Genomic DNA, 22,807 nt, shown 5'->3' on the forward strand with positions numbered 1-22,807 from the left:
TGTCATGGCCTCCGCCGGGCACCTCTCCCATCTCCTAAGATCATCCGACGGCTACTCACACACGGGGTCGGGGACAGGGACGGGGGCGGGGAACGATGGGAACCGGCGAGCAACTCGTCACCGTAGGAGCCGTGTTGATCGGCGCGCTTACCACGCACGCGACCAACTACCTGATGGAGCGCGGCAGGAACCGCTACCAGCTGCTGACCCGGTGGGACGACAAGAAGATCGACACGTACTCGGAGTACGTGGACGCGGCGAAGATGCGCATCGCCATGGCCGTACGGCTCTACGAGGCCAGGGAAGGGCTGCGCGACGAGCACCGGCCCGAGCCGGAGTTGCGCGAGGATCTCTCGGACGCGAGCCGGCGGTGGGGGTCGGCCTTCGAGCGGGTCATGCTGCTCGGGGGCGACGACGCCATCGAGGCCGGGCACGAACTCAACACCGTGCTCGCCGAGATCGACTGGCAGGCCACCGGGCGGATCACCGGGACCCTTGAGGAGTGGCGGGAGCGGCACCGGGCCGCCTTCCGGTGCATCAACGCCTTTCACGAGGCGGCCCGCGTCGACCTCGGGATCCAGGGCAGCGTCACGGGCGAGAAGCATCCCGAGCGGGATCTTCTGCTGCCGTCGGCCCGGCACAACCGGCAGACCCAGCGGGACCAGCGGGCTTCGGGCGAGGGCTGACGGCAGCCGTACCTGCCTGATTCCTCTCTTACCTGCCCGCCGCCGCTGCCGCCACCGCCGCCCGTGCGCGCGTCCTGAACGCCTCCAACTTGTCCACTGGCTCCGTCAGTTGGCGGCTCCGGGAGCGGATGCTGACGTCGTGGCCCTCGGACGACTTCCGCAGCGCGCCGACCGTGGCCTGGCTCTTCGGGATGTGGGAGAAGGGGTCGAAGGAGTACCAGCGCATCGCGTTCTCGTGGGTCATCTTGACGATGTCCTCGTCCGGGACGGAGTGCTTCTCCAGGACGCCCTGGATCTGTTCCGGCGCGTCCGGCCACATGGAGTCGCTGTGCGGGTAGTCGCCCTCCCAGCAGATGTTGTCGATGCCGATCTCGTGCCGCAGCTTCACGCCCAGGTCGTCGCTGATGAAGCAGGTCAGGAAGTGGTCGCGGAACACCTCGGACGGCAGCTTGCCGCCGAAGTCCTGGAGCGTCCAGGTCGCGTGCATCTCGAAGGTCCGGTCGACACGCTCCAGGAAGTACGGGATCCAGCCCGTGCCGCCCTCCGACAGCGCGATCTTCAGATCCGGGTACTCCTTGACGACCCGCGACCACAGCAAGTCCGCTGCCGCCGATACCAGGTTGATCGGCTGGAGCGTGATCATCACGTCCGGCGGTGAGTCGACGGCCGGGATGGCGAGCCGCCCGGAAGAGCCGATGTGGATCGACATGACCGTGTCCGTGTCGGACAGCGCCTGCCACAGGGGGTTCCAGTACTCGTCGTGGAAGCTCGGGTAGCCGAGGGCGGCCGGGTTCTCCGGGAAGGTCAGGCTGTGGCAGCCCTTTTCGGCCACCCGCCGGACCTCCGCCGCGCACAGCTCCGCCGACCAGATCGCGGGCAGCGCCATGGGGATGAAACGGCCCGGGTACGCCCCGCACCACTCGTCGATGTGCCAGTCGTTGTACGCCCGCACCAGCGCCAGCGAGAAGTCCTGGTCCTCCGTGGCGAACATCCGCGCGGCGAAGCCGGGGAAGGACGGGAAGTTCATCTGGGCCAGGACTCCACCGGCGTTCATGTCCTTGACGCGCTCGTGCACGTCGTAACAGCCCGGCCTGATCTCGTCCATGCCCTGCGGATCGAGGCCGTACTCCTCCTTGGGCCGCCCGGCGACCGCGTTCAGCGCGGCGTTGCCGACGGTGTTGTCGCGGAACTGCCACACGTCACTGCCGTCCTCGCGGTGGATCAGCTTCGGCGCGTCGTCCAGATACCGCTTCGGGAGGTGGTTCACGAAGATGTCCGGCGGCTCGATGATGTGGTCGTCCACGCTGATCAGGATCAGGTCGTCCCGTTCCATGACGTTCCTCCGCAGTGACTCAGTGACTCCGCAGTGATTTCGACCTTCTCTGTCAACGTAAATTAGCTTCTCACTATCAGAGAATCAACCATTCGGACACGGCGGGATGAGCAACGAGGAGGGCAACGAGAAAGGGCCCGATCCGAGTGCGGACCGGGCCCTTCCCTGCTTCCGTTCAGACGCTCAGCGCCGCCCTCACCGTCTGCTCGGCGCCCGCGCCGCCCTCCCCGGACGAGGTCACGCGTCCCGCCTCCAGTACGTAGTAGTGCTGGGCGGCACGCATCGCGAACCCCACGTGCTGCTCGACGAGGAGGACCGAGAGACCGCCCCTCGCCGCCAGCGTCAGGATCGTCTCCTCGATCTCCGCGACCACCGACGGCTGGATGCCCTCCGTCGGCTCGTCGAGGAGGAGCAGGCTCGGGCGGGTCACCAGGGCACGCGCCAGGGCGAGTTGCTGCCGCTGACCGCCCGACAGCAACCCGGCCCGGCGGCCCGACAGTTCACGCAGCGCCGGGAAGAGGTCCAGCGCCTCGGCGACCGCCTCCTTGCCGTCCGCCCGTCCGTCGGCGACGAGTTGGAGGTTCTCGGCGGTGGTGAGGTGCGGGAACGACTGCTGTCCCTGCGGTACGTACGCCATTCCGCGCGCCACCCGCTGGTGCGGGGAGAGCCGGGTGATGTCCTCGCCGTTCAGCAGGACCCGCCCGCCGGTCGGCTTCAGCAGACCCATGGCCGCCCGCAGCAACGTGCTCTTCCCGGCGCCGTTGTGACCGAGAACGGCGGCCACACCGTCCTTCGGCACGGCCACGGTCACGCCGTGCAGGACGGTCGTACGGTCATATCCCGCTCGTACGTCGGTGATCTCCAGCAGAGACATGGACTTGGACATCGGCGTCATGCCTCCTCCCCAACGGGTATGGGCGCGGGCTCTGTTGCGCGGCCCAGATAGACCTCCTGGACCCTCGGGTCCGCCTGGACCTCCGTCACCGTGCCCTCGCTGAGCACCTTGCCCGCGTGCAGGACGCTGACGCTGCGCGCGAAGGAGCGCATGAAGTCCATGTCGTGCTCGATGACGACGACCGTGTGGTCCTCGCTCACCCGCTGGAGGAGTTCGCCGGTCGCCTCGCGCTCCTCGTGGCTCATCCCGGCCACCGGTTCGTCGAGCAGCAGCAGCCGTACGTCCTGGACGAGCAGCATGCCGATCTCCAGCCACTGCTTCTGGCCGTGGGCGAGGGCTCCCGCCGGGCGGTCGGCGAGTGCCGTCAGGCCCGTTGTCTCCAGGGCCCTGGTCACCGGTTCCGGAACTCCCTTGCGGCGGCGGAGCATCGTCCACATGCCGCGTCCGGCGCCCGCCGCGATGTCCAGGTTCTGGAGCACGGTCAGCTCCTCGAACACCGTCGCCGTCTGGAACGTACGGCCGATGCCCATGCGGGCGATCCGCTGCACCGGCTTGCCCAGCAGCTCCTCGTCGCCGAAGCGGACCGAGCCCGTCGCCTTCACCAGGCCGGTGACCGCGTCGACCAGGGTGGTCTTGCCGGCGCCGTTCGGCCCGATGAGGAATCTCAAGTCACCTGGCTGGACAGTCAGGTTGACGCCGTCGACCGCCGTGAAGCCGTCGAACGTGACCCTCAGGTCGCTGATCGTCAGCGCCTCGCCGCCGTCGCCGCTCATGCCGTACCTCCTGAACTCGCTTGCCGCGTACGGCGGTTGCGGGCCACCGTCCACAGGGATGCCAGACCGCCGGGCAGGAAGCCGACCGCCAGCACGAACAACAGGCCCTGGAAGTACGTCCATCCGGCCGGGAACGCGTCCGACAGCGTGCTCTGCGCCCAGGCGACCGCGATCGCCCCGAGCACCGCGCCCACCAGCGACGCCCGTCCGCCGACCGCAGCGCCGATGACGAAGCCGATCGACGGCACGATCCCGATCAGCGCCGGGGAGATGATCCCGACGGCGGGCACGAAGAGCGCACCGGCCAGCCCTGCCATGCCGGCCGCGACGACGTACGCGACCAGTTTCACGTTGGCCGGGTTGTAGCCGAGGAAGCGGACCCGTTCCTCGGAGTCCCGTACGGCGATGAGGAGTTCGCCGTAGCGGCTGACGAAAAGCTGGCGGGCCAGGGCCATGAGGGCGAGCAGTACCGCCGCGATGACGAAGTACACCATCCGCTGGTTGACGGGGTCGTCGAGTGAGTAGCCGAAGAAGCCCTGGATGTCGGTGAGGCCGTTGGTGCCGCCGGTGGTGGCCTGCTGGCCGATCAGCCAGATGGACAGGGCTGCGGCGAGCGCCTGGCTGAGGATCGCGAAGTACGCGCCCTTGACCCGGCGCCGGAACACCAGGAAGCCGAGCAGCGCGGCGACGGCCATGGGGAGGAGGACGGTCATGGCCAGCGCGAACAGCGGGTTGGCGAACGGCTCCCACCACCAGGGGAGGGCATCGCCGGTGCCGTACAGCTGCATGAAGTCGGGGAGTTTCTCGCCGGTGTCGGCGGCGTCGGCGAGCTTGAGGTGCATGGCCATGGCGTAGCCGCCGAGGCCGAAGAAGACGCCCTGGCCGAGGACGAGGAGTCCGCCACGGCCCCAGGCCAGGCTGACGCCGACGGCCACGATCGCGTAGCACAAGTACTTGGCGAGGAGGGCGAGTCGGAAGTCGGAGAGCGCCAACGGGGCTATGCCGAGCAGGAGTACGGCTCCGAGGGCGAAGCCGCCGGGGACTCGGAGGCGCTCCAGGAGGGGGGTCTTCGGCTCCGGTGGTGGGGTAACTGCCTTGGTGGGTTCGGTCGTTGTCGTCATGCCAGGCTCCGGGTGCGCAGTGTGTACAGGCCCTGCGGTCGCCACTGGAGGAAGGCGACGATCGCCACGAGCACGATGACCTTGGCGACACTGACGGTGGTCGAGTATTCGAGGACCGACTGGAGGACGCCGAGGGCGAACGCGGTGATCACGCTGCCCTTGAGCTGTCCGATGCCGCCGACCACTACGACCAGGAAGGCGTCGACGATGTAGTTGGTGCCCATCGTCGGCCCGATCGGCCCGACCAGGGTCAGCGCGACTCCGGCGACTCCGGCCAGGCCCGAACCGATGAAGAAGGTCATGCGGTCGACCTGGCCGGTGGCGATGCCGGACACCTCGGCGAGGTCGCGGTTCTGGACGACGGCTCGGATGCGGCGGCCCAGCGGGGTCGTACGCAGGACGATCGTCAGGGCGAGTACGCAGAGGAGGGCCAGGCCGAGGATGAACAGGCGGCTGTTGGCGAGGGTGATGCCGCCGCCCACCGAGACGTTGTCGGTGAGGAGGTCGGGGGCGTGGGTCTGGACGTTGGGGGCGCCGAAGATGTCCCTGGCCAGTTGCTGGAGCATCAGGGAGACGCCCCAGGTGACGAGGAGGGTGTCCAGGGGGCGGGTGTAGAGGCGGCGGATGAGGAGCCATTCGAGGAGGGCGCCCATCAGGCCTGCGACGACGAACGCCACGGGCAGTGCGACCAGCAGCGAGATCCCGGCGCTGCTGATGGACTTCTGGAGGACGTAGGTCGTGTAGGCGCCGGTCATGATGAACTCGCCGTGCGCCATGTTGATCACGCCCATCTGACCGAAGGTGAGGGTCAGGCCGAGGGCGATGAGGAGGAGGACGGCGCCGATGCTGATGCCGGTGAATGATTGGTTGAGGATGACCGTCATGGAGCGGCTCCTGGTCGGGGGGCGGGTGGGTGCCTTTTTTCTCGCCCCCGCCGCCCCTACCCGTCCCATCCTCGGGGGGCTGCGCCCCCCGAACCCCCCGCTACGGCCCTGAACGGGCCTTGTCCTCAAACGCCGGACGGGCTGGGTAGTCAGCCCGTCCGGCGTTTGAGGACGAGCGCGTTCTAGCGCGATACGGGGGTTCGGGGGCGGAGCCCCCAGGGATGGGAACGGGTAGGGGCGGCGGGGGCGAGAACTACACGAGCTGAGCCCGCAGATAGTCCCGCCACAACCCCGTGAACTCCCCGGACGTAATCCCCAGCACACCCTCCAGCGCCCCCTCGACCGCCCCCGCCCGCACCCCATGCACCCCCACCGCCCGATAGAACTCCCCCAGCCGCACCTCCCCCCACCGATCAGCGATCAACCGGCACGCCAGCCAACCCCCCTCGTACGCCTGCGCCAGCTCCCCCGCATCCCCGCCAAAGCCGAAGTCCGCATCCCCCGGAAGCGCGTCCGGCACCTCGCCGGAGGCCACCGCACGTGCCAGTTCGGGCGCCGCCTGGACCGCCGTACGACCCGTGGACCGGTAGCCGACCCAGTCCGCGTACCCCTCGGAGAGCCACAGCGGCGTGGCGGCCGTGGTGGCGGCACGGGTCGCCACGTGCGTGGTCTCGTGGGTGAGTACGACCTGCTTGCCGAAGTCCCCGAGCACGCCGTACGCCTCGGGGTTGACGATGACCCGGTCCGCGGGCGCCGTCCCCGAGCCGCCCACCTCCCCGGTCGTGACGGCCGCGATCCCCCGGTAGGAGGAGGCGGGCGACCCGAGCAGCCCGGCCATCCCCTCCAGCGACTTCGGTACGAGGACCACGACCCGTCTCGTCCACGCCCGGCCCCACGCCTCCGTCACCGCGGGCACGGCCCGGTCGGCGAGGTCCGCGTACCGGCGCAGGGACTCCGCCGACTGCCCGACCCCGAGCACGAGGCTGTGCGTGCCGTGCACGGCCCGCACGGTCCCCTGGTCCCACAGCTGCTGGCCGGTCTTCCGGGCGGGCTTGTCGGCGTCGACGTACCACTGCCCGCCGTCCCGCTCGGTCAGGGTCAGGGTCCGCCCGACCCTCACGGGTGCCTTGTCGATGCCCTCGACGCGGTAGCTCAGCTCCACGTCTGCGGTGGCCTCGCCGCCGGTGCGGTGCAGGGCGGTCAGCCGGTACGACCAGGCCGCCAGCGGGAGCGCGCCCAGCCGGGTGAGCTCCCCCGGCGCACCGGTCCGCGCGTACGCCGGTGCGTCGCCGTCCAGAACGGCCGCGGCCCGCCGGTCCAGCAGCCGTCGTACGTCGGCGGAGGCGGTGTCGGTGCCCGACGAGCCGCCGCCGCACGCGACAAGGGCGACGAGCGAGCCCAGGACCAGCCAGAGCGCCACGCCCCGGACCCGCCACGCATCCCCCGCACGCCTTCGACCAGCCACGCCGACGATCGTACGGGCCGACTGCCGGGAAAGGGGACGCCCCGGACGTTCGTAGCCTGCTCAGACCCTGGTGACCGACGACACCGGCATCATGCCCACCGGGTCGTACCGCACCGGCGCGCCCGGATAGGGGGCGTGGATCACCTGGCCGTTGCCCACGTACATCCCGACGTGACTGGCATCGGACCGGTAGGTGACCAGGTCACCGGGCTGGGCCTGGGAGAGCGGGACCTGCTGTCCGGCGTACCGCTGGGCCTGCGAGGTGCGCGGCAGGGAGACCCCGGCCTTCGCGTACGACCACTGCATCAGGCCCGAACAGTCGAAGCCGGAGGGCCCGCTGGAGCCCCAGATGTACGGGCTGCCCAGGGCCGCCCGGGCCGCGGCGACGGCGGTTGCCGCACGGGCGTTCGGTGCGGCGGCGTTCCCGGGGTCGGGCAGGTCGGCGCGGTCGGAACGGGAGGCCCGGTCGTAGGCGGCGCGGTCGGCGGACGGCAGGGAGTTGAGCAGCGCCCGCGCCTTGGCCAGCTTCTGTTCGACGGTCCGTTTGTGCGTGGCGACCGCCTTGCGGCTCTTGTCGAGTTCGGCGAGCTTGCCGGTGGCCTCCGAGCGCTCCTGGGCGAGTTCGCGCATGGCCGCCTGGAGTTCCCTCAGCTCAGCGGCCTGGTGGACGCTGATCCGGTCGAGCGCGGCGGCCTTCTCCAGGTACTCGTCCGGGTCGTCGGAGAACAGCAGCGCGAGCGAGGGGTCCATGCCCCCGGCCCGGTACTGGGCGCCCGCGAGCGAACCGAGCGCCTCCCGCATGGTGTTGATGCTCTCCTGCTGCCGGGCGATCCGGTCCTGCGCCCGGGTCACCTGCTCGCGCAGCGCGTCGGCGCGCTCGTCGGCCCGGTTGTAGGACTCGGTGGCCTTCTCGGCCTCCGTGTAGAGCCGGTCCACCTCGGCCCGGGTGTTGTCGCCCGGCGCGGCGGTGGCCGACGGCACGGCGGCGCCCAGAGCGGCGACGGCGGCGGACAGTACGCAGAGCGCGGCGGTGGCGCCCCGGTCGAACCCGGACGGTGCAAGGCGGCGATGGAACCCCACGAGAAGCCGCACTCCTTCCGCTGGCGGACGCTGACGTGCCCCCGGTGTTGGGGGCGCGGCAGACAGTAGCCGTGCGACTGCGCGCGGGCCAAAGACCTCGACGACCACACACAGTGACGCCCCGCCTATGACGCAGGTCATCGGCGGGGCGTGGGGTCAGCGAAGGGTGTCGGGATTCGCCCGTTCGGGCGTCAACGTGTCCTGATCTTGAAAGGACCCGGAAGGGGTACGACGATCCGATCCGGCGAAGAGAGGATCAGATCCGTACGCCGAACTGGAACGGCATGTTGTCGATCGACTCGTACCGCACGACCGTGCCGCTGCGCGGCGCGTGCAGGACCTGGCCGTTGCCGGCGTAGAAGCCGACGTGGTGCTGGTCGCTGTAGAAGATGACCAGGTCACCGACCTGGAGATCGCTCTGCGAGTAGATGCGCGTACCCGCGCTGGCCTGCGCCTGTGAGGTGCGGGGAATGGTGATGCCGGCCTGGGCGAACGCCCACGAGGTGAAGCCCGAGCAGTCGAAGGAGTCGGGGCCCGAGGCGCCGTAGACGTACGGCGTGCCGATCTTGCTCTGCGCGGCGGCGTACGCGGAGCCGGCGCGGCCGGTGATGGCCGCCCCACTGCTGAGGGCGGAGCGCTCGCTGGCCCGGGTGGCGCGGGCGTCGGCGGCGGCGAGGGCCGCCTTCTCCGCGGCCGTCATGGAGTTGAGGATCTTGCGCGCCTCGGCGAGCTTGCTCTGGACTTCCTTCTTCTTCTTGGCCAGCTCGGTGCGGGTGTCCGCGAGGTCCTCGAGCTTCTCGGTGGCCTCGGAGCGCTGCTGGGCGAGCGCGCGCTGCTTCTCCGTGACCTTCTTCAGCGTCTCGACCTGCTGACTGCTCAACTGGTCCATCGTGGACGCCTTGTCGAGGTAGTCGTCCGGGTCGGCGGAGAGGAAGAGCTGCACGGAGGGGTCGATGCTGCCGGTGCGGTACTGGGCGGCGGCGGCGAGTCCGAGGCTGTCACGCAGCTCGTTGAGTTCCCCCTGGCCGCGGGCGACGTTGTCCTGGAGGGTGGAGATCTCCTTCTCCAGCTTGTCCTGCTTCTCCTGAGCACCGTTGAGCTTCTCGCTCGCCTGCTCGGTCTGCTCGTAGAGCTTGTCGACCTTGGCCTTGACCTCGTCCTTGCTCGGCTTCTCGCTCGGCGCGGCGTTGGCGGCGTTGGCGCTGAGGGCCACGGCGGCGGCTGCGGCGGTGGTGAGCACGGTCACGCGGGTGCGGCTCGGCTGCTTCGGTCGACGATGGGACGCCACGGAGGCGAACTCCTTCTTCTCCCGCCGTCACTCCCATTGAGCGATCACCCGAGCGGAGGTTCGAGGCCTGACCCTAGTGACCACCCTGTGATCACTTCAAATCCTCGCATGAAAAATGTTTGTCACACGTGCATTCTTTACACACAACTCACATCAGGTAACGCTCATTTGACGCTACGTTGCGTGACAGTTCCACCAATTCGGGCATTCGGTACGTATGTTGCCGACCGCCGTCAGCCACGCGAGAACCGCTTCAGCAGCACCGCCGAAGCCACCGGCCGCGCCCCCGCCTTGGCGATCCCGTCGGCCACCTCGCGGTCCGTCGAGACGACGATGACCGGCCGTCCCGGCGGCTCCGCGCGCACCAGCTGCCGGATCAACTCGTCGGCGGTGACACCGGCCTTGGAGAACAGCACCCGCACCCCGCGCGGCGGCGCCAGCAGCACCGGAGCGGCCAGTTCGGCCCCGTCGAAGACACAGGTCACCTCGGCGCCCGTCTGGGCGGCGAGCTGCGAGAGCTGACCGAGCAGCCTCAACCGCTGCTTCTCCAGGGGCATCTGGGGATAGCCGGTCTTGGTGACGTTGTACCCGTCGACGACCAGATGGGCCTGCGGCAGCGCGAGAAGCTGGTCGAGAATGGCGGGGTCGTTCTCGGACAGTGCCCGCGCGGCAATGTCTTTCGGGGTCATTCGTCCCGGTTCGACCGCATCCACCGTCTCGGCCGGCCGCACCGACACCGGCGGCAGCGCCAGCTCCCGCCGCAGCCCCTGAGCCGCTTCGAGTACGGTGTCGAGCAGCAGCCGTACGCGCATGTCCTCGACGCTCCGCCCCTCCCGGGCGGCGCGTCTGCTGGCCTCAAGGGCCGCCTCGACCTCCACGAGCCGCCCCTTGAGCCGCCGGGCCTCGCTCTCGGCCACGGAGACTTGGGCGTGCTCCTCGGCCCGTACGGCGTCGATCTCGGCGTGCACCTTGCGCAGGGCCGCCTCGCCGCGCTTGACGTCACTGAGGGCGGCACGCAGCTTGCGGTGAAGCGATTCGGCTTCCTTCTTGGCCGACTCCAGCTCCGCGCGCAGCCGCTCGGTCTCGGTACGGGTGTGGTCGCGGGCGGCGCTCAGTTCCTCGCGCAGCCGCTCCAGCTCGGCCCGGCTCTCCTCGTCGGCGCGCTCGGCGTCGGCCCGCTGCGCCTCCTCACCGGCCGCGGTGACGAGCTTGACCCAGCCCGTGGGCCGCAGCACATAGGCCGCGGCGGCCACGTCCAGCGGATCGGCGGCCGGGGGCGGCGAACCGGCGTCGAGAGCGCCCGCCAGCTCCGCCTGCGCCTCCCGCAGCTTCTCCCCGATGCGCTGCCGGAACAACGTGTCGGTCTCCAGGGCAGCAGCCATGGCATTACCGGCGAACTTGGCCCGCCGATTGGGCGCGAACCGCGCGTACTGCCGCAACTGCGCGGGCAGTTCGGCAACGGTCAACCCACCGAAACCATCGGACACGATCTGTACGACGCGCCTGCGCACGCCGTCGGGCAGCGGGCGGTCGAGCACCTCGGCGGCGCCGTCGCCCGGCCCCCCGCCTGTGGTCTCCACCATCCGTCACCCCAGCCCATTCCTGTGCGGGGCCCGCTCCCTGTCAGGAGCCGGCGCCCGGCCTGTCCACGAGTTCCACCTGATCCACGGCGTTGCACCAGCGGCAGCGCACCGACTCGATGGTCTCACTGACCACCTCGCGCTCCTCCACGTTCGGTGCTCCGGCGAGGTCCAGGTGCACGTACTCCACCACCTTGGAGGAGCGGGTCACGTCGAAACGCGTGAGGTTGCCGCACAGAGCACAGCGCCACCGGGTCGTCTCGGTCGGCAGAGGAACCGTCATCGTGGATATGTTCGCTTTCCTTCTAGTGTCCGTGCTGCGCCAGATTCCCTGGTGCGTGTGGCTCGTAACCCTAAGGCCTGGCGGGTACCCCCCGCCCGTCCGTCCGCAGCGGCGAGGCGGTCTGCACTGTTCGGTCCCGTTACGTCATGCTCTGTAGCCATGATCGGCGAGTTCGAAAAGTGGCGTACGGCGGCCCACAGATCGGTCCACAGGTCGATTCGCGCCCAGTCGGCGCCCGTGACGTACGGGCTGATCGCCGTGTGCTGTCTGCTCTTCGTCATCGGCCCCGCCTCGGGCCTGAATCCCGGGTACGGCACCGGGGACGCCCTGCTCGCCGCCCAGCGCGCCTACTTCCGCCGCTGGGGCGTGGTCCCCGCCGACCTCTTCACGGGCGCCCCGCGCGCCACGCTCACCCCGGCGACGGCCCTCTTCGTGCACGGCAGCTGGGTCCACCTGCTGGGCAACATGCTCTTCCTCTACGTCTTCGGCGCGATGACCGAGGAACGCCTCGGCCACCTGGAGTTCGCCCTCTTCTACCTGGGCTGCGGCTACCTCGCCCTGCTCGGGTACGCCGCCGCCAACGCCGGCTCGCAGCAGACGCTGGTGGGCGCGTCCGGCGCGATCTCGGCGATCCTGGGCGCATTCCTGTACCTCTTCCCCGGCGCCCGCGTCACAAGCCTCTTCCCGTTCCTCTTCTTCCTCCCCCTGCGCTTCCCGGCCTGGCTGACCCTCCCCTTCTGGGCGACCCTCCAGTGGGTGGCGGCGGGGAGGGCCTCGTCAGGCCCCGGGGTGGCGTACTTGGCCCACGTGGTGGGCTTCGGCCTGGGCTTCGCCTACGCGTGGGTGCGACATCGCGGTGCGACTAAAGTGAGGGCCCCAGTGAAGGCGCCCGAGGGAGAGAACCAGCCGTGATCACCGCGATCGTGCTCATCAAGACCAGCGTGGACCGGATCCCCGAGATCGCGGAGAGGATCGCCGCGCTGGAAAGCGTGAGCGAGGTCTTCTCCGTCACCGGCACGTACGACTTGATCGCGATGGTCCGCGTAAAGGCCCACGAGGACCTGGCGGAGGTCATCCCGGGCAGCATCAGCAAGATCCCGGGCGTAGAGGCAACGGACACCCACGTGGCGTTCCGGACGTACTCCCAGCACGACCTGGAGGCAGCGTTCGCAATCGGCCTGGACGGCTGACTTCCCAGCCCAGGCCGGCCATTTCAGCCCGTCCGGCGTTTGAGGACGAGCGCGTTCAGCGCGACTAAGGGGGGTCTGGGGGCGCAGCCCCCAGGGGATGGGAACGGGTAAGGGCGGCGGGGGCGATCAAACCGCCGGAACGCAGCGCCCGTCCTCGGTCCGGTACTGCCACCGAGCCCCGTCCCGCACAAGCTCCTTCACCGCACCCACGAACCGCTCGACATGCTCGTCGGGCGTACCGGCACCGAAGCTCACACGGATGGCGTTGAGAGACTTCTCGCCCGGGGCGGCCTCAGGGGCGCCACACTCCCCCTGCGTCTGCGGGTCACTCCCCAGCAGCGTCCGCACCAGCGGATGCGCACAGAACAGCCCGTCCCGCACCCCGATCCCGTACTCCGCGGAAAGCGCCGCCGCGAAGTGCGAGCTGTTCCACCCCTCGACGACGAACGAGATGACACCGACGCGCGGAGCGTCGTCCCCGAACAGCGAGAGCACCCGCACCTCGGGCACCTCCGCCAGCCCCGCCCGCACGGTGTCGATCAGGTACTGCTCCCGAGCCACCAGCGAATCGAAGCCGGCTTCCGTGAGGGCCTTGCAGGCGGCGGCGATCGAGTAGGCACCGATGACATTCGGTGACCCCGCCTCGTGCCGCGCGGCGCTGTCGTGCCACTCCACGTCCACTCCCCCGTCCGTACGCCGAGTGACCTTACGGCTGGCGCCACCACCCGCGAGGTACGGGTCGGCCGCGCGCAGCCAGTCGGCGCGTCCGGCGAGGACACCGGAGCCGAAGGGCGCGTACAGCTTGTGCCCGGAGAAGGCGACCCAGTCGACGTCCAGGTCCTGGACGGAGACGGGGTGGTGCGGGGCGAGCTGGGCGGCGTCCAGGACGATCCGGGCACCGTGCGCGTGGGCGGCGGCAGCCAGCTCCCGTACGGGCCACAGCTCACCGGTGACGTTGGAGGCGCCGGTGACACAGACGAGCGCCGGGCCCTGGGGGTCGCGGGCGGCGAGGGCCTCCCGCAGGGTGGCCACGGCCTGCTGCGGGGTGCGCGGGGCGTTGAGGTAGGTGACCTGGGCGTCCTTCCAGGGCAGCAGCGAGGCGTGGTGCTCGGTCTCGAAGACGAAGACCTGGCAGCCGTCGGGAAGCGCGGCGGCGAGGAGGTTGAGGGAGTCGGTGGTGGACCGGGTGAAGATCAGCTGGTCGTCGGCCCGGCAGTCCAGGAACTCCGTGACCGTCTTACGGGCGTTCTCGAAGAGGTCCGTCGACAGCTGGGAGAGGTAGCCGGCGCCCCGGTGCACGCTGCCGTAGTAGGGCGCGTACGCCGCCACGTCGTCCCAGACCCGCTGGAGCGCGGGCGCGCTGGCCGCGTAGTCGAGCGCCGCGTAGGTGACTTCGCCGCCCGTGACGAGCGGGACGGTGACGTCCCGGCCCAGAACGGACAGCGGGGCACAAACGGTCTGGTCGGCGGCAAGGGTGGAGACAGACATGGCGAACTCCCGTGAGAGACAAGAGGAATCGCTGTGCGAGCGGACGTGGCTCAGCACAGGAAAGGAAGGAAAAGGGGTGCGCGGAGGCGGGGCTCGGCAGCCCTATCGCATTCGCTTGCTCACGGAAGACTCCCTCGAACGACCAGGACCCCTGGTGTCGAGAAGGGGCCCGCGCTTGCCGTAAGCCTTGCTGCTCACGGCCTGGTCTTCATCCCGGGGCACCCCGCCACGGACGGAGGGTTGCCGGACAGTCGGCCGGGGCCTCATGACTGTCACTCATGACCTGGCACAGAAAATACGGGAAGTGATCGACGCCCCGCAACCCGTGTCCGGATCGCGGGACGCCCATCGGTGTGGGACTGCGTGGGACTACTTGTTGCTGGCCGCCACCCAGCGCTCCAGCGTCCGCTTCGCGGCACCCGAGTCGATCGCCTCGGCCGCCTTCGCCATACCGACCCGGAGCTGCTCGGCGAGCGGGGCCCCGGTCGGGTCCAGCGCCACGAGCGCAGCCGCCGAGTTCAGCAGTACGGCATCACGTACGGGCCCCGTCTCGCCGTCGAGGAGACGGCGGGCCACCTCCGCGTTGTGCGCCGGGTCGCCGCCGCGCAGCGCCTCCACCGGCACCAGTTCGAGTCCGGCGTCGCGCGGGTCGAAGGACTCCTCGGTGACCTTGCCGTCCCGGACGATCCAGACGTGGGAGGTGGCCGTGGTCGTCAGCTCGTCGAGGCCGTCGTCTCCGCGGAAGACGAGGGAGGAGTTGCCGCGTTCGGCGAAGACACCGGCAACGATCGGCGCCATCAGCGGGTCGGCGACGCCCACCGCCTGGGCCTTCACCTTCGCCGGGTTGGTCAGCGGACCTAGGGCGTTGAACACCGTACGGATGCCCAACTGACCGCGGGCGGCGCCCGCGTGGCGCAGCGCCGGGTGGAACTTGATGGCGAAGCAGAAGGTGATGCCGGCCTCCTCGGCCACCTCGGCGACCCGCTGCGGGGTCAGGTCGAGGTTGACGCCGAGCTTCCCCAGGACGTCCGAGGAGCCCGACGCCGACGAGGCCGCCCGGTTGCCGTGCTTGACGACCTTGGCGCCGGTGCCGGCCACGACGAGCGAGGACATCGTGGAGATGTTCACCGTCTTCGCGCCGTCGCCGCCCGTGCCGACGATGTCGACGGTCCGCCCGGACACCTCGATGACGTTCGCGTGCTCGTACATCGCCCGGACCAGGCCGGTGATCTCCTCCACCGTCTCGCCCTTGGCCCGCAGCGCCACCACGAACCCGGCGATCTGCGCGTCGGTCGCCTCGCCCCGCATGATCTGGTCCATCGCCCAGGCCGTGGCGTCGGCGCTCTGGTCCCGGCCGTACAGCAGGGCGTTCAGCACCTCGGGCCAGGAACGGCCCGCCGCGGTGTCGCCTCCTGCGGGGGTCACAGCGCTCATACGGCCGCTCCAGGGTGTCGTACGAGAGGGGAACTCTCGTCATTCAGAAAGTGTGCTCCCACCCTATCCAGCGGAGGGCACGGCGAAGGGCCCCGTCCGACGTACGGACGGGGCCCTTCGACCGTGTGTGGCGAAGCGAGGGGATCAGTGGTGGCCGTGGCCGCTCGTGATCTCCTTGTACTCCTCGGCGGTCGGCTTGGCGATCTGGCCGTCCTCGCCGTAGTACGACTTGCTGAGCTTGGCCCGCAGCTTCTCCGGACCCTTCACCTTGCGCTCGACACCGTTCTCGTCGACCGTCGCGCCGATCGCCGCCGGCTCGTACTGCTCGTGCGCGGTGAGCGTGTGCAGGGCCTCCTGGCTGAGCGGCTCGTGCACCTCGATGAACTCACCGTGCGGCAGGCGCTTGATGATGCCCGACTCGCGGCCGTGCAGCACCTTGTCGTGGTCGCGGCGCTGGAGGCCGAGGCAGATCCGCTTGGTGGCGATGAACGCGAGGACCGGGGCGACGAAGAACGCGATCCGTACGAACCAGGTGATCGCGTTGATCGACAGGTGGAAGTGGGTGGCCCAGAGGTCGTTCCCACCACCGATCAGCAGCACCATGTACCAGGTGATCCACGCGACACCGAAGGCCGTACGCGTCGGCACGTTGCGCGGGCGGTCCAGGATGTGGTGCTCGCGCTTGTCGCCGGTGACCCAGGACTCGATGAACGGGTAGACCGCGATCGCGACCAGGACCAGCGGGAAGATGATCAGCGGGATGAACACGCCCAGGACGAGCGTGTGACCCCAGGCGTTGATCTCCCAGCCCGGCATGACACGGATCAGGCCCTCGGAGAAGCCCATGTACCAGTCGGGCTGGGCGCCGGTGGACACCTGGTCCGGGCGGTAGGGGCCCATGGTCCAGATCGGGTTGATCGAGGCGATGGCCGCGATGGCCGCGATGACACCGAAGACCAGGAAGAAGAAGCCTCCGGCCTTGGCCATGTAGACCGGCAGCAGCGGCATGCCGACGACGTTGTTGTTCGTCTTTCCGGGGCCCGCGAACTGCGTGTGCTTGTGGTAGAAGACCAGGATCAGGTGCGCCACCAGCAGGCCGAGCATGATGCCCGGCAGCAGCAGTACGTGGACCGAGTAGAAGCGGGCCACGAAGTCGCCGCCCGGGAACTCGCCGCCGAACAGGAAGAACGACAGGTACGTGCCCACGACCGGCACGGACAGGACGGCGCCCTCCATGAAGCGCACACCGGTGCCGGAGAGCAGGTCGTCCGGGAGCGAGTAGCCGGTGAACCCGGTGAACATGCCCAGGACGAACAGCAGGAACCCGAACACCCAGTTGACCTCGCGGGGCTTGCGGAACGCACCCGTGAAGAACACGCGCATCATGTGCACGAACATGCCGGCGAGGAAGATCAGCGCCGCCCAGTGGTGGATCTGCCGGATCAGCAGACCACCGCGCACATCGAAGGAGATGTGCATGGTCGAGTTGAACGCCTCGGACATCAACTGGCCCTGCAGCGGGATGTAGCTGCCGTGGTACTCCACCTCGTTCATCGACGGGTGGAAGAACAGCGTCAGGTACACACCCGTGAGGATGATGATGATGAAGCTGTAGAGGCAGACCTCACCCAGCATGAACGACCAGTGGTCGGGGAAGATCTTGCGCATGTTGGCCTTGGCCAGGCCGTAGATACCCAGCCTGCCGTCGGCCCAGTCGGCGACCCGCTCACCGGCGGGTGCCTTGTCGCGCGACGAACGCGCGTCCGTGGTGTTTGCCGTAGTACTCATCCGCGCTCCCAGAAGGCAGGACCGACGGGCTCTTCGAAGTCGCCGAGCGCCTCAAGATAGCCCTCGTCGTTCACGCCGATGCGCAGCTGCGGCAGGGCGTGACCGGCGGGGCCGAAGATCACCCGGGCGCCGTCGGAGAGGTCGAAGGTGGACTGGTGGCAGGGGCAGAGCACGTGGTGCGTCTGCTGCTCGTACAGGGAGATCGGGCAACCGACGTGGGTGCAGATCTTCGAGTACGCCACGATGCCCTCGTGGGACCACTCGAGCTCGCGCTTGTCCTTGATGTTGTCCGGCTGGATCCGGACGATCATCAGGGCGGCCTTGGCGATCTCGGTCTGGAACTCGTGGTCGTCCTCCTCCAGGCCCTCGGGCTTGGCGAAGGTGAGCGAGCCGACCACGACGTCCGAGGGGCGCAGCGGCTCGTTCGTGTTCATGTTGACGAGCAGCTTGCCCTTGGACCACAGGGTGTGGCGCAGCTTCGTCCCGGGCAGCGGGCCGAGGTCGCGGAGCAGGACGACGCCGGAGAGCGGGAACAGGGCCAGCGCGCCGAACATCGTGTTGCGGACCAGCTTGCGCCGGCCGATCGCGGACTCCTTGGCGCCCTGCTTGAAGTCGGCCAGGACCTGCGCCTTGACCTCCGGCGGCGCCGCGATCTCGTGGCGCTCGGCGATGAGTTCCTCGTCGGACATCAGGGTGCGGGCCCAGTGGACCGCGCCCGCGCCGATCGCGAAGAGCGCCACCCCGAGGGTCATGCCCAGCGCGAAGTTCAGCGCGTTGATGTGCCCGATCGGGAAGACGTACACCGCCTTGTCGTGCGGGATCCCCACGTACGAGGCGATGAAGCCGACGGTGGCCAGCATCGACAGCGTGAACATGAAGGCGACCGCGCGCTCGGACCGCTTGGCGGCCCGCTCGTCGATGTCCTGGACGCGGTGCTCGTGGGGCGGCAGCCCCGGGTCCGCGAACGGGTCCTTCTCGTCGGCCACGCCCACGGCACCGTGCGCGTGCTGGTCGGTGGCCCGCTCGGCGGGCAGGTTCTCTTCTGGAATGTCTTGGCTACTCATGACTTCTTGGCCTTTGCGGTCCGAGCGGCGACCCAGACGGCGACCGCGATGAGCGCTCCGAGGCCGAAGATCCAGGCGAACAGGCCTTCACTGACCGGTCCGAGACCGCCCAGACCGAGGCCGCCGGGCTCCACGGTGTCATCGCCGTTGACCGCGTCGAGGTACGCGATGATGTCCTTCTTGTTCTTCTCCGACAGCGTCGTGTCGGGGAAGGACGGCATGTTCTGCGGGCCGGTCTGCATGGCCTCGTAGATGTGCTTCGGGTCGACACCCTCAAGGTCCGGGGCGAACTTGCCGTGCGTGAGCGCACCGCCCTTGCCGGTGAAGTTGTGGCACTGGGCGCAGTTGGTGCGGAAGAGTTCGCCACCCTTGGCGATGTCCGCGCCGTCGGGGCCGTACTGCTCCTCGGTCGGCACGGACGGACCGGCGCCCAGCGACGCGATGAACGCCGCGAGCTGGTCGATCTCGGCCTGCGAGTAGATGTTCTTCTTCTTCGGGATCTGCGCGCCCTGCGAGGTCGCGGCCGGCATACGGCCGGTCGCCACCTGGAAGTCGACCGCCGCGGCGCCCACGCCTACGAGGCTCGGACCGTCGGAGGTGCCCTGACCGCCGGTGCCATGGCAGCTTGCGCAGCCCACGGAGTACAGCCGCTGTCCCTCGGTGATGGTGAGGGACTGGGCGGTTTCATCGGCCTGTGCCTTGCTCGCGGGTGCGAGTGTGGCGTACAGCCCCCCGACGGCCGCCAGCGCGATGAGTAGGACGACGACCGCCGCCAGCGGATGGCGTCGTCGTGCGGAGAGCTTTTTCACGGATTACCCCGGTGTCAGGATCTTCAGCGTCGAGTCTTCTGGGAGGTATCGGGCGGACCCGATGTGAGGATCGGGCGGGCCCGGCTACTTGATCATGTAGATCGTGGCGAAGAGCCCGATCCAGACGACGTCGACGAAGTGCCAGTAGTAGGACACGACGATCGCGGCGGTCGCCTGCTCATGAGTGAACCTTCGCGCCGCGTACGTCCTGCCGAGGACGAACAGGAAGGCGATGAGACCGCCCGTCACGTGCAGCCCGTGGAACCCGGTGGTCAGGTAGAACACCGAGCCGTACGGGTCGGACGAGAGCGAGAGGCCCTCGTGCTTGACCAGCTCGGTGTACTCGAAGACCTGACCGCCGATGAAGATCGCACCCATCACGAAGGTGACGATGAACCACATCCGGAGCTTCTTCACGTCACCGCGCTCGGCGGCGAACACGCCGAGCTGGCAGGTGAGGGAGGAGAGCACCAGGATCGTGGTGTTGGCCGCGGAGAACGGGAAGTTCAGGTTGGAGGCCATCTCCTTCCAGTGATCCGGACCTGTCACCGATCGCAGGGTGAAGTACATCGCGAAGAGGGCCGCGAAGAACATCAGCTCGGAACTCAGCCAGATGATGGTTCCGACGCTGGTGAGGTTCGGCCGGTTGACCGACGGGTGCGCGTGCCCGGTTTCTACTGTCGTTGCTGTCGCCACGACCGACATTATGTCGGTCGCTTATCCCGCCCTCACCCCGGGGGGTGCCGTTCGGAGTGTTGGTGGGGTGTGTCCAGCCCGTATGGCCCATCGGAGGGCCGCCCGAACGGCGTTCCGACGGTGTTCAGACCGGGGGTTCAAAGGAGTAGCATCCGGCGCAACGAACCTGGTCCGCCCGGTCCGTCTGTCCGTACGACGCTGATGTCTCGGAGGGAACAATGCAGCCGACCGCCACGGTGCTGGTCTACAGCGACGACTCCAACACCCGCGAGCAGGTGCGGTTGGCGACGGGGCGGCGGCCCGCTCCCGACGTTCCCGTCGTCGAGTTCCTCGAGTGCGCCACTCCCGCCGCTGTCCTGAAGGAGTTGGACAAGGGCGGGATCGATGTCTGTGTGTTCGACGGTGAGGCCGTTCCCATGGGGGGCATGGGGTTGTGCCGGCAGATCAAGGACGAGGTGTTCGAGTGTCCGCCGGTGCTGTTGCTGATCGGGCGGCCTCAGGATGCGTGGCTGGCGACGTGGTCTCGGGCGGACTCGGCGGTCACCTTGCCGGTGGATCCCGTGGAGTTCGCTTCTGCGTTGGCTTCTTTGTTGCGGGCTCGGCGGGCTTTGAGCGCCTAGAGGGGTGGGGGGTTCGGGTTCGTGGCGGGTGCTGCGCCGTTGTGGCTTGTCGCGCAGTTCCCCGCGCCCCTAAAAGCTCATGCTGACGTCGGGCGTAGTCGTGCCGTCTGGACAGTGGTCTGGCCTGCTGTTGTGCCGTTTGTGAGGGCGCTGCCGGTCTGCCACTTCTGCCAGTTGAGGTTCCAGTCGCCGAAGCCGTTGCCGAAGGTTTCCATGGTGTCGCCGTAGGAGTTGACGACCTTGACCACGTCGCCCTCGCGGACGTTGTCGAAGAACCACTCGGCGTTGCCGGTGCTCATGCCGGTGCAGCCGTGGCTGACGTTGGCGGAGCCCTGGGAGCCTACGGACCAGGGGGCGGCGTGGACGTACTCGCCGCTCCAGGTGACCCGGGTGGCGTAGTAGACCGGCAGGTCGTAGGACTCGGCACTGCCCTCGGCTATGCCGATGCTGGTGCCGCGCATGCGTACGAAGTACTCCTTGCCGAGTACGACCTTGACGCCGTTGCGGGTCTCGAAGCCGGGCTTGCCCGTGGTGACCGGGATGGTGTTGATCACCTCGTCGTTCTTGTAGACGGTCATCTCGTGGGACGACGCGTCCGTGACGGCGACGACCCGGTCGCCGGTGGTGAACTTCAGGGGCTTGGCCGTGCCGCCCCAGAGGCGGTCGGCGACCTTGATGCCGGGCAGGTTGCTGCGCACCTGGACGGTGGCCTTGGCGGGCCAGTACTCCTTGGGGCGGTAGTGGAGTTCCTTGTCGTCCACCCAGTGCCACGCGCCCTCGACGGCGGGGGTCGAGTCCACCTTGAGGGCGCGCTCGACTATCGCGCGCTGTGCCTTCTCCCGTACGGGCTGGCTGAGTTCGGCCGTGACCGGCTGGCCCACGCCATAGGTGCCCGCCTTCGGGCCGAAGGTGACGTTCAGGCGCTTCTTGGTGGTGGGCCTGCTGGTGTCGAAGGCGATGGTCTCGCGGCCGGGGGCCCCGTCCTCGTCCTCGGTGCTCACGCGGACCGTGTAGCGGGCGCCCGCGGCCAGGGGTGAGGTGCTGTGCCAGCGGCTGCCGTCGGCGGAGAGTTCGCCGGCCACGTAGCGTCCGGTCGCGTCGACGGCCGTGACGTCCGTGATGCGGCCGTCGGAGTCCTCGGAGGTGACCTCCAGGGGCTTGTCCGGGTCGGCCTTCTTCCCGTCGTCGACAGAGCCGCCGAAGGAGATCTGCTCAGCCGCGTCGTACGGCTTCGCCGAGAGGGGGTGGCCGTCGGACCCGCAGGCGGTGGCGGACGCGCCCAGGGCAGCCACCAGGAGGGTGCAGCTGACGACCGTACGGTTACGCGGTGAGTGGCTCATGCCCTCACGCTAAGAACGTACGTCGGCCTCGGCGCGGCGGGTGATCCGTGCGAGGGAACGGGGGTGTGGCAAAAGAGGGAGCCCGGACCCTCCTGACGGAGTGTCCGGGCTCCCTCGGGTGCCGAGCGTGTTACTGGGTGCGGTTCTCACCGCGGTAGTACTCGAAGACCCAGCCCCACAGGCCGATCAGGAGCAGCGGGGCCGCGAAGTACGCCAGCCACCAGCCGATCGCGACGCTCAGGAACAGCAGCGCGCCGCCGATCGCCAGCGAGAGCGGCTGCCAGCTGTGCGGGCTGAAGAACCCGACCTCGCCGGCGTCGTCCGCGATGTCCGCTTCCTTGTTGTCCTGGGCGCCCACGTCGACCCGCCGGGCCGTGAAGGCCAGGTAGTAGCCGACCATGATGCACAGGCCGAAGGCCAGGAAGAGCGCCGTGGTACCGGCCGGCTCCTTCGACCACACGCCGTAGACGATCGCCATGGCGAGGACGAAGACGGCGAGCCAGATGAACATCTTGCCCTGGACCTTCACTTGCCCGCCTCCTTGCCGCCGACGAGGGCCTTCTCGCCGTGACCGGCGTTCTCCAGCTGGTCGAGTGCGGCGATCTCCGGGTGATGCAGGTCGAACGCCGGGGATTCACTGCGGATACGCGGCAGGGTGAGGAAGTTGTGGCGCGGGGGCGGGCAGGACGTGGCCCACTCCAGGGAGCGGCCGTAGCCCCACGGGTCGTCGACCTCGACCTTCTTGCCGTACTTCGCGGTCTTCCAGACGTTGTAGAAGAACGGGAGCACGGACAGCCCGAGCAGGAACGAACTGATCGTCGAGATCGTGTTCAGCGCGGTGAAGCCGTCGGCCGCGAGATAGTCCGCGTACCGGCGCGGCATGCCCTCGGCGCCCAGCCAGTGCTGGACGAGGAAGGTGCCGTGGAAGCCGATGAACAGGGTCCAGAAGGTGATCTTGCCGAGGCGTTCGTCGAGCATCTTGCCGGTCAT

The 22,807-nt window shown here is 69.0% G+C and carries 23 protein-coding genes and 1 riboswitch; of the genes, 4 read left to right on the top strand and 19 right to left on the bottom strand.

From position 1 onward, the window contains the following. Nucleotides 1-95 precede the first annotated feature (95 nt). A complete protein-coding gene (locus ACWDR4_RS17385) occupies nucleotides 96-686 on the top strand; it encodes a hypothetical protein (RefSeq protein WP_450409327.1) in 591 nt (196 codons plus the stop codon). A 28-nt stretch (nucleotides 687-714) separates the two neighbouring features. Here ACWDR4_RS17385 and ACWDR4_RS17390 read toward each other — a convergent pair whose 3' ends face one another. The 10 genes from ACWDR4_RS17390 to ACWDR4_RS17435 all read right to left on the bottom strand — a co-directional run bounded on the left by ACWDR4_RS17390 (nucleotide 715) and on the right by ACWDR4_RS17435 (nucleotide 11,388). Continuing rightward, nucleotides 715-2,019 (bottom strand): amidohydrolase family protein, encoded by a 1,305-nt coding sequence (locus tag ACWDR4_RS17390; protein WP_450409329.1) that lies wholly within the window; start codon nucleotides 2,017-2,019, stop codon nucleotides 715-717. A gap of 175 nt (nucleotides 2,020-2,194) precedes the next feature. Next, the gene (urtE, locus tag ACWDR4_RS17395) at nucleotides 2,195-2,893 is read right to left on the bottom strand and encodes an urea ABC transporter ATP-binding subunit UrtE (protein ID WP_450409369.1); all 699 of its coding nucleotides are present in this window, start codon (nucleotides 2,891-2,893) and stop codon (nucleotides 2,195-2,197) included. 17 nt (nucleotides 2,894-2,910) lie between these two features. Then, nucleotides 2,911-3,687 (bottom strand): urea ABC transporter ATP-binding protein UrtD, encoded by a 777-nt coding sequence (gene urtD / locus ACWDR4_RS17400; protein WP_450409331.1) that lies wholly within the window; start codon nucleotides 3,685-3,687, stop codon nucleotides 2,911-2,913. Continuing rightward, nucleotides 3,684-4,808, bottom strand: a complete 1,125-nt coding sequence (urtC, locus tag ACWDR4_RS17405; protein WP_450409333.1) for an urea ABC transporter permease subunit UrtC — start codon at nucleotides 4,806-4,808, stop codon at nucleotides 3,684-3,686. Before urtC ends, urtD begins: the two co-directional genes overlap by 4 nt. Then, nucleotides 4,805-5,692 (bottom strand): urea ABC transporter permease subunit UrtB, encoded by an 888-nt coding sequence (gene urtB / locus ACWDR4_RS17410; protein WP_450409335.1) that lies wholly within the window; start codon nucleotides 5,690-5,692, stop codon nucleotides 4,805-4,807. Before urtB ends, urtC begins: the two co-directional genes overlap by 4 nt. A 253-nt stretch (nucleotides 5,693-5,945) precedes the next feature. Continuing rightward, the gene (locus ACWDR4_RS17415; RefSeq protein ID WP_450409337.1) at nucleotides 5,946-7,157 is read right to left on the bottom strand and encodes a hypothetical protein; all 1,212 of its coding nucleotides are present in this window, start codon (nucleotides 7,155-7,157) and stop codon (nucleotides 5,946-5,948) included. Between the two features lie 60 nt (nucleotides 7,158-7,217). Beyond that, complete coding sequence (locus ACWDR4_RS17420) at nucleotides 7,218-8,237, bottom strand: NlpC/P60 family protein (protein WP_450409339.1); 1,020 nt, start codon at nucleotides 8,235-8,237, stop codon at nucleotides 7,218-7,220. Between the two features lie 256 nt (nucleotides 8,238-8,493). Next, nucleotides 8,494-9,525: an NlpC/P60 family protein gene (locus ACWDR4_RS17425; protein ID WP_450409341.1), complete on the bottom strand. Its 1,032-nt coding sequence runs from the start codon at nucleotides 9,523-9,525 to the stop codon at nucleotides 8,494-8,496. Between the two features lie 233 nt (nucleotides 9,526-9,758). Beyond that, on the bottom strand, nucleotides 9,759-11,108 hold the full coding sequence (locus tag ACWDR4_RS17430; protein WP_450409343.1) for an NYN domain-containing protein: 1,350 nt from the start codon (nucleotides 11,106-11,108) through the stop codon (nucleotides 9,759-9,761). Between the two features lie 40 nt (nucleotides 11,109-11,148). Beyond that, on the bottom strand, nucleotides 11,149-11,388 hold the full coding sequence (locus ACWDR4_RS17435; RefSeq protein WP_369037379.1) for a hypothetical protein: 240 nt from the start codon (nucleotides 11,386-11,388) through the stop codon (nucleotides 11,149-11,151). A 159-nt stretch (nucleotides 11,389-11,547) separates the two neighbouring features. Here ACWDR4_RS17435 and ACWDR4_RS17440 point away from each other — a divergent pair, with 159 nt between their 5' ends. Then, complete coding sequence (locus ACWDR4_RS17440; RefSeq protein WP_450409345.1) at nucleotides 11,548-12,300, top strand: rhomboid family intramembrane serine protease; 753 nt, start codon at nucleotides 11,548-11,550, stop codon at nucleotides 12,298-12,300. Continuing rightward, nucleotides 12,297-12,578 carry an Lrp/AsnC family transcriptional regulator gene (locus tag ACWDR4_RS17445; RefSeq protein ID WP_450409347.1) on the top strand — a complete coding sequence of 94 codons (282 nt, stop codon included), beginning with the start codon at nucleotides 12,297-12,299 and terminating at the stop codon, nucleotides 12,576-12,578. Before ACWDR4_RS17440 ends, ACWDR4_RS17445 begins: the two co-directional genes overlap by 4 nt. Before the next feature lie 126 nt (nucleotides 12,579-12,704). On the opposite strand, the gene ACWDR4_RS17450 is transcribed toward ACWDR4_RS17445, so the two are convergent. The 6 genes from ACWDR4_RS17450 to ctaE form a co-directional block, all read right to left on the bottom strand. Further along, on the bottom strand, nucleotides 12,705-14,066 hold the full coding sequence (locus ACWDR4_RS17450) for an aminotransferase class V-fold PLP-dependent enzyme (RefSeq protein WP_450409349.1): 1,362 nt from the start codon (nucleotides 14,064-14,066) through the stop codon (nucleotides 12,705-12,707). Nucleotides 14,067-14,232: 166 nt separating this feature from the next. Next, nucleotides 14,233-14,350, bottom strand: a riboswitch (SAM riboswitch). 85 nt (nucleotides 14,351-14,435) lie between these two features. Continuing rightward, complete coding sequence (trpD, locus tag ACWDR4_RS17455; protein WP_450409351.1) at nucleotides 14,436-15,500, bottom strand: anthranilate phosphoribosyltransferase; 1,065 nt, start codon at nucleotides 15,498-15,500, stop codon at nucleotides 14,436-14,438. A gap of 144 nt (nucleotides 15,501-15,644) precedes the next feature. Continuing rightward, nucleotides 15,645-17,288, bottom strand: coding sequence for a cytochrome bc1 complex cytochrome b subunit (gene qcrB, locus ACWDR4_RS17460; protein WP_450409353.1), 1,644 nt, complete (start codon nucleotides 17,286-17,288; stop codon nucleotides 15,645-15,647). Next, nucleotides 17,285-18,352: a cytochrome bc1 complex Rieske iron-sulfur subunit gene (gene qcrA, locus ACWDR4_RS17465; protein ID WP_450409355.1), complete on the bottom strand. Its 1,068-nt coding sequence runs from the start codon at nucleotides 18,350-18,352 to the stop codon at nucleotides 17,285-17,287. Before qcrA ends, qcrB begins: the two co-directional genes overlap by 4 nt. Beyond that, nucleotides 18,349-19,161 carry a cytochrome bc1 complex diheme cytochrome c subunit gene (qcrC, locus tag ACWDR4_RS17470; RefSeq protein ID WP_389350204.1) on the bottom strand — a complete coding sequence of 271 codons (813 nt, stop codon included), beginning with the start codon at nucleotides 19,159-19,161 and terminating at the stop codon, nucleotides 18,349-18,351. The genes qcrA and qcrC overlap by 4 nt, the downstream gene beginning before the upstream one ends. 84 nt (nucleotides 19,162-19,245) lie before the next feature. Next, a complete protein-coding gene (ctaE, locus tag ACWDR4_RS17475; RefSeq protein WP_369037386.1) occupies nucleotides 19,246-19,866 on the bottom strand; it encodes an aa3-type cytochrome oxidase subunit III in 621 nt (206 codons plus the stop codon). Nucleotides 19,867-20,075: 209 nt separating this feature from the next. Between ctaE and ACWDR4_RS17480 the strand changes: the two genes are divergently transcribed. Continuing rightward, nucleotides 20,076-20,477 carry a hypothetical protein gene (locus tag ACWDR4_RS17480; RefSeq protein ID WP_450409357.1) on the top strand — a complete coding sequence of 134 codons (402 nt, stop codon included), beginning with the start codon at nucleotides 20,076-20,078 and terminating at the stop codon, nucleotides 20,475-20,477. A 77-nt stretch (nucleotides 20,478-20,554) separates the two neighbouring features. Here ACWDR4_RS17480 and ACWDR4_RS17485 read toward each other — a convergent pair whose 3' ends face one another. From ACWDR4_RS17485 to ACWDR4_RS17495, 3 genes are all read right to left on the bottom strand, one after another. Further along, complete coding sequence (locus ACWDR4_RS17485) at nucleotides 20,555-21,817, bottom strand: Ig-like domain-containing protein (protein WP_450409359.1); 1,263 nt, start codon at nucleotides 21,815-21,817, stop codon at nucleotides 20,555-20,557. Between the two features lie 130 nt (nucleotides 21,818-21,947). After that, nucleotides 21,948-22,346: a cytochrome c oxidase subunit 4 gene (locus ACWDR4_RS17490; RefSeq protein WP_369037389.1), complete on the bottom strand. Its 399-nt coding sequence runs from the start codon at nucleotides 22,344-22,346 to the stop codon at nucleotides 21,948-21,950. Continuing rightward, nucleotides 22,343-22,807: cbb3-type cytochrome c oxidase subunit I (locus ACWDR4_RS17495; RefSeq protein WP_450409361.1), on the bottom strand; the 465-nt coding region annotated here is incomplete at its 5' end. The genes ACWDR4_RS17490 and ACWDR4_RS17495, both read right to left, overlap by 4 nt.

This window comes from Streptomyces sp. NPDC000878, from assembly GCF_053599695.1.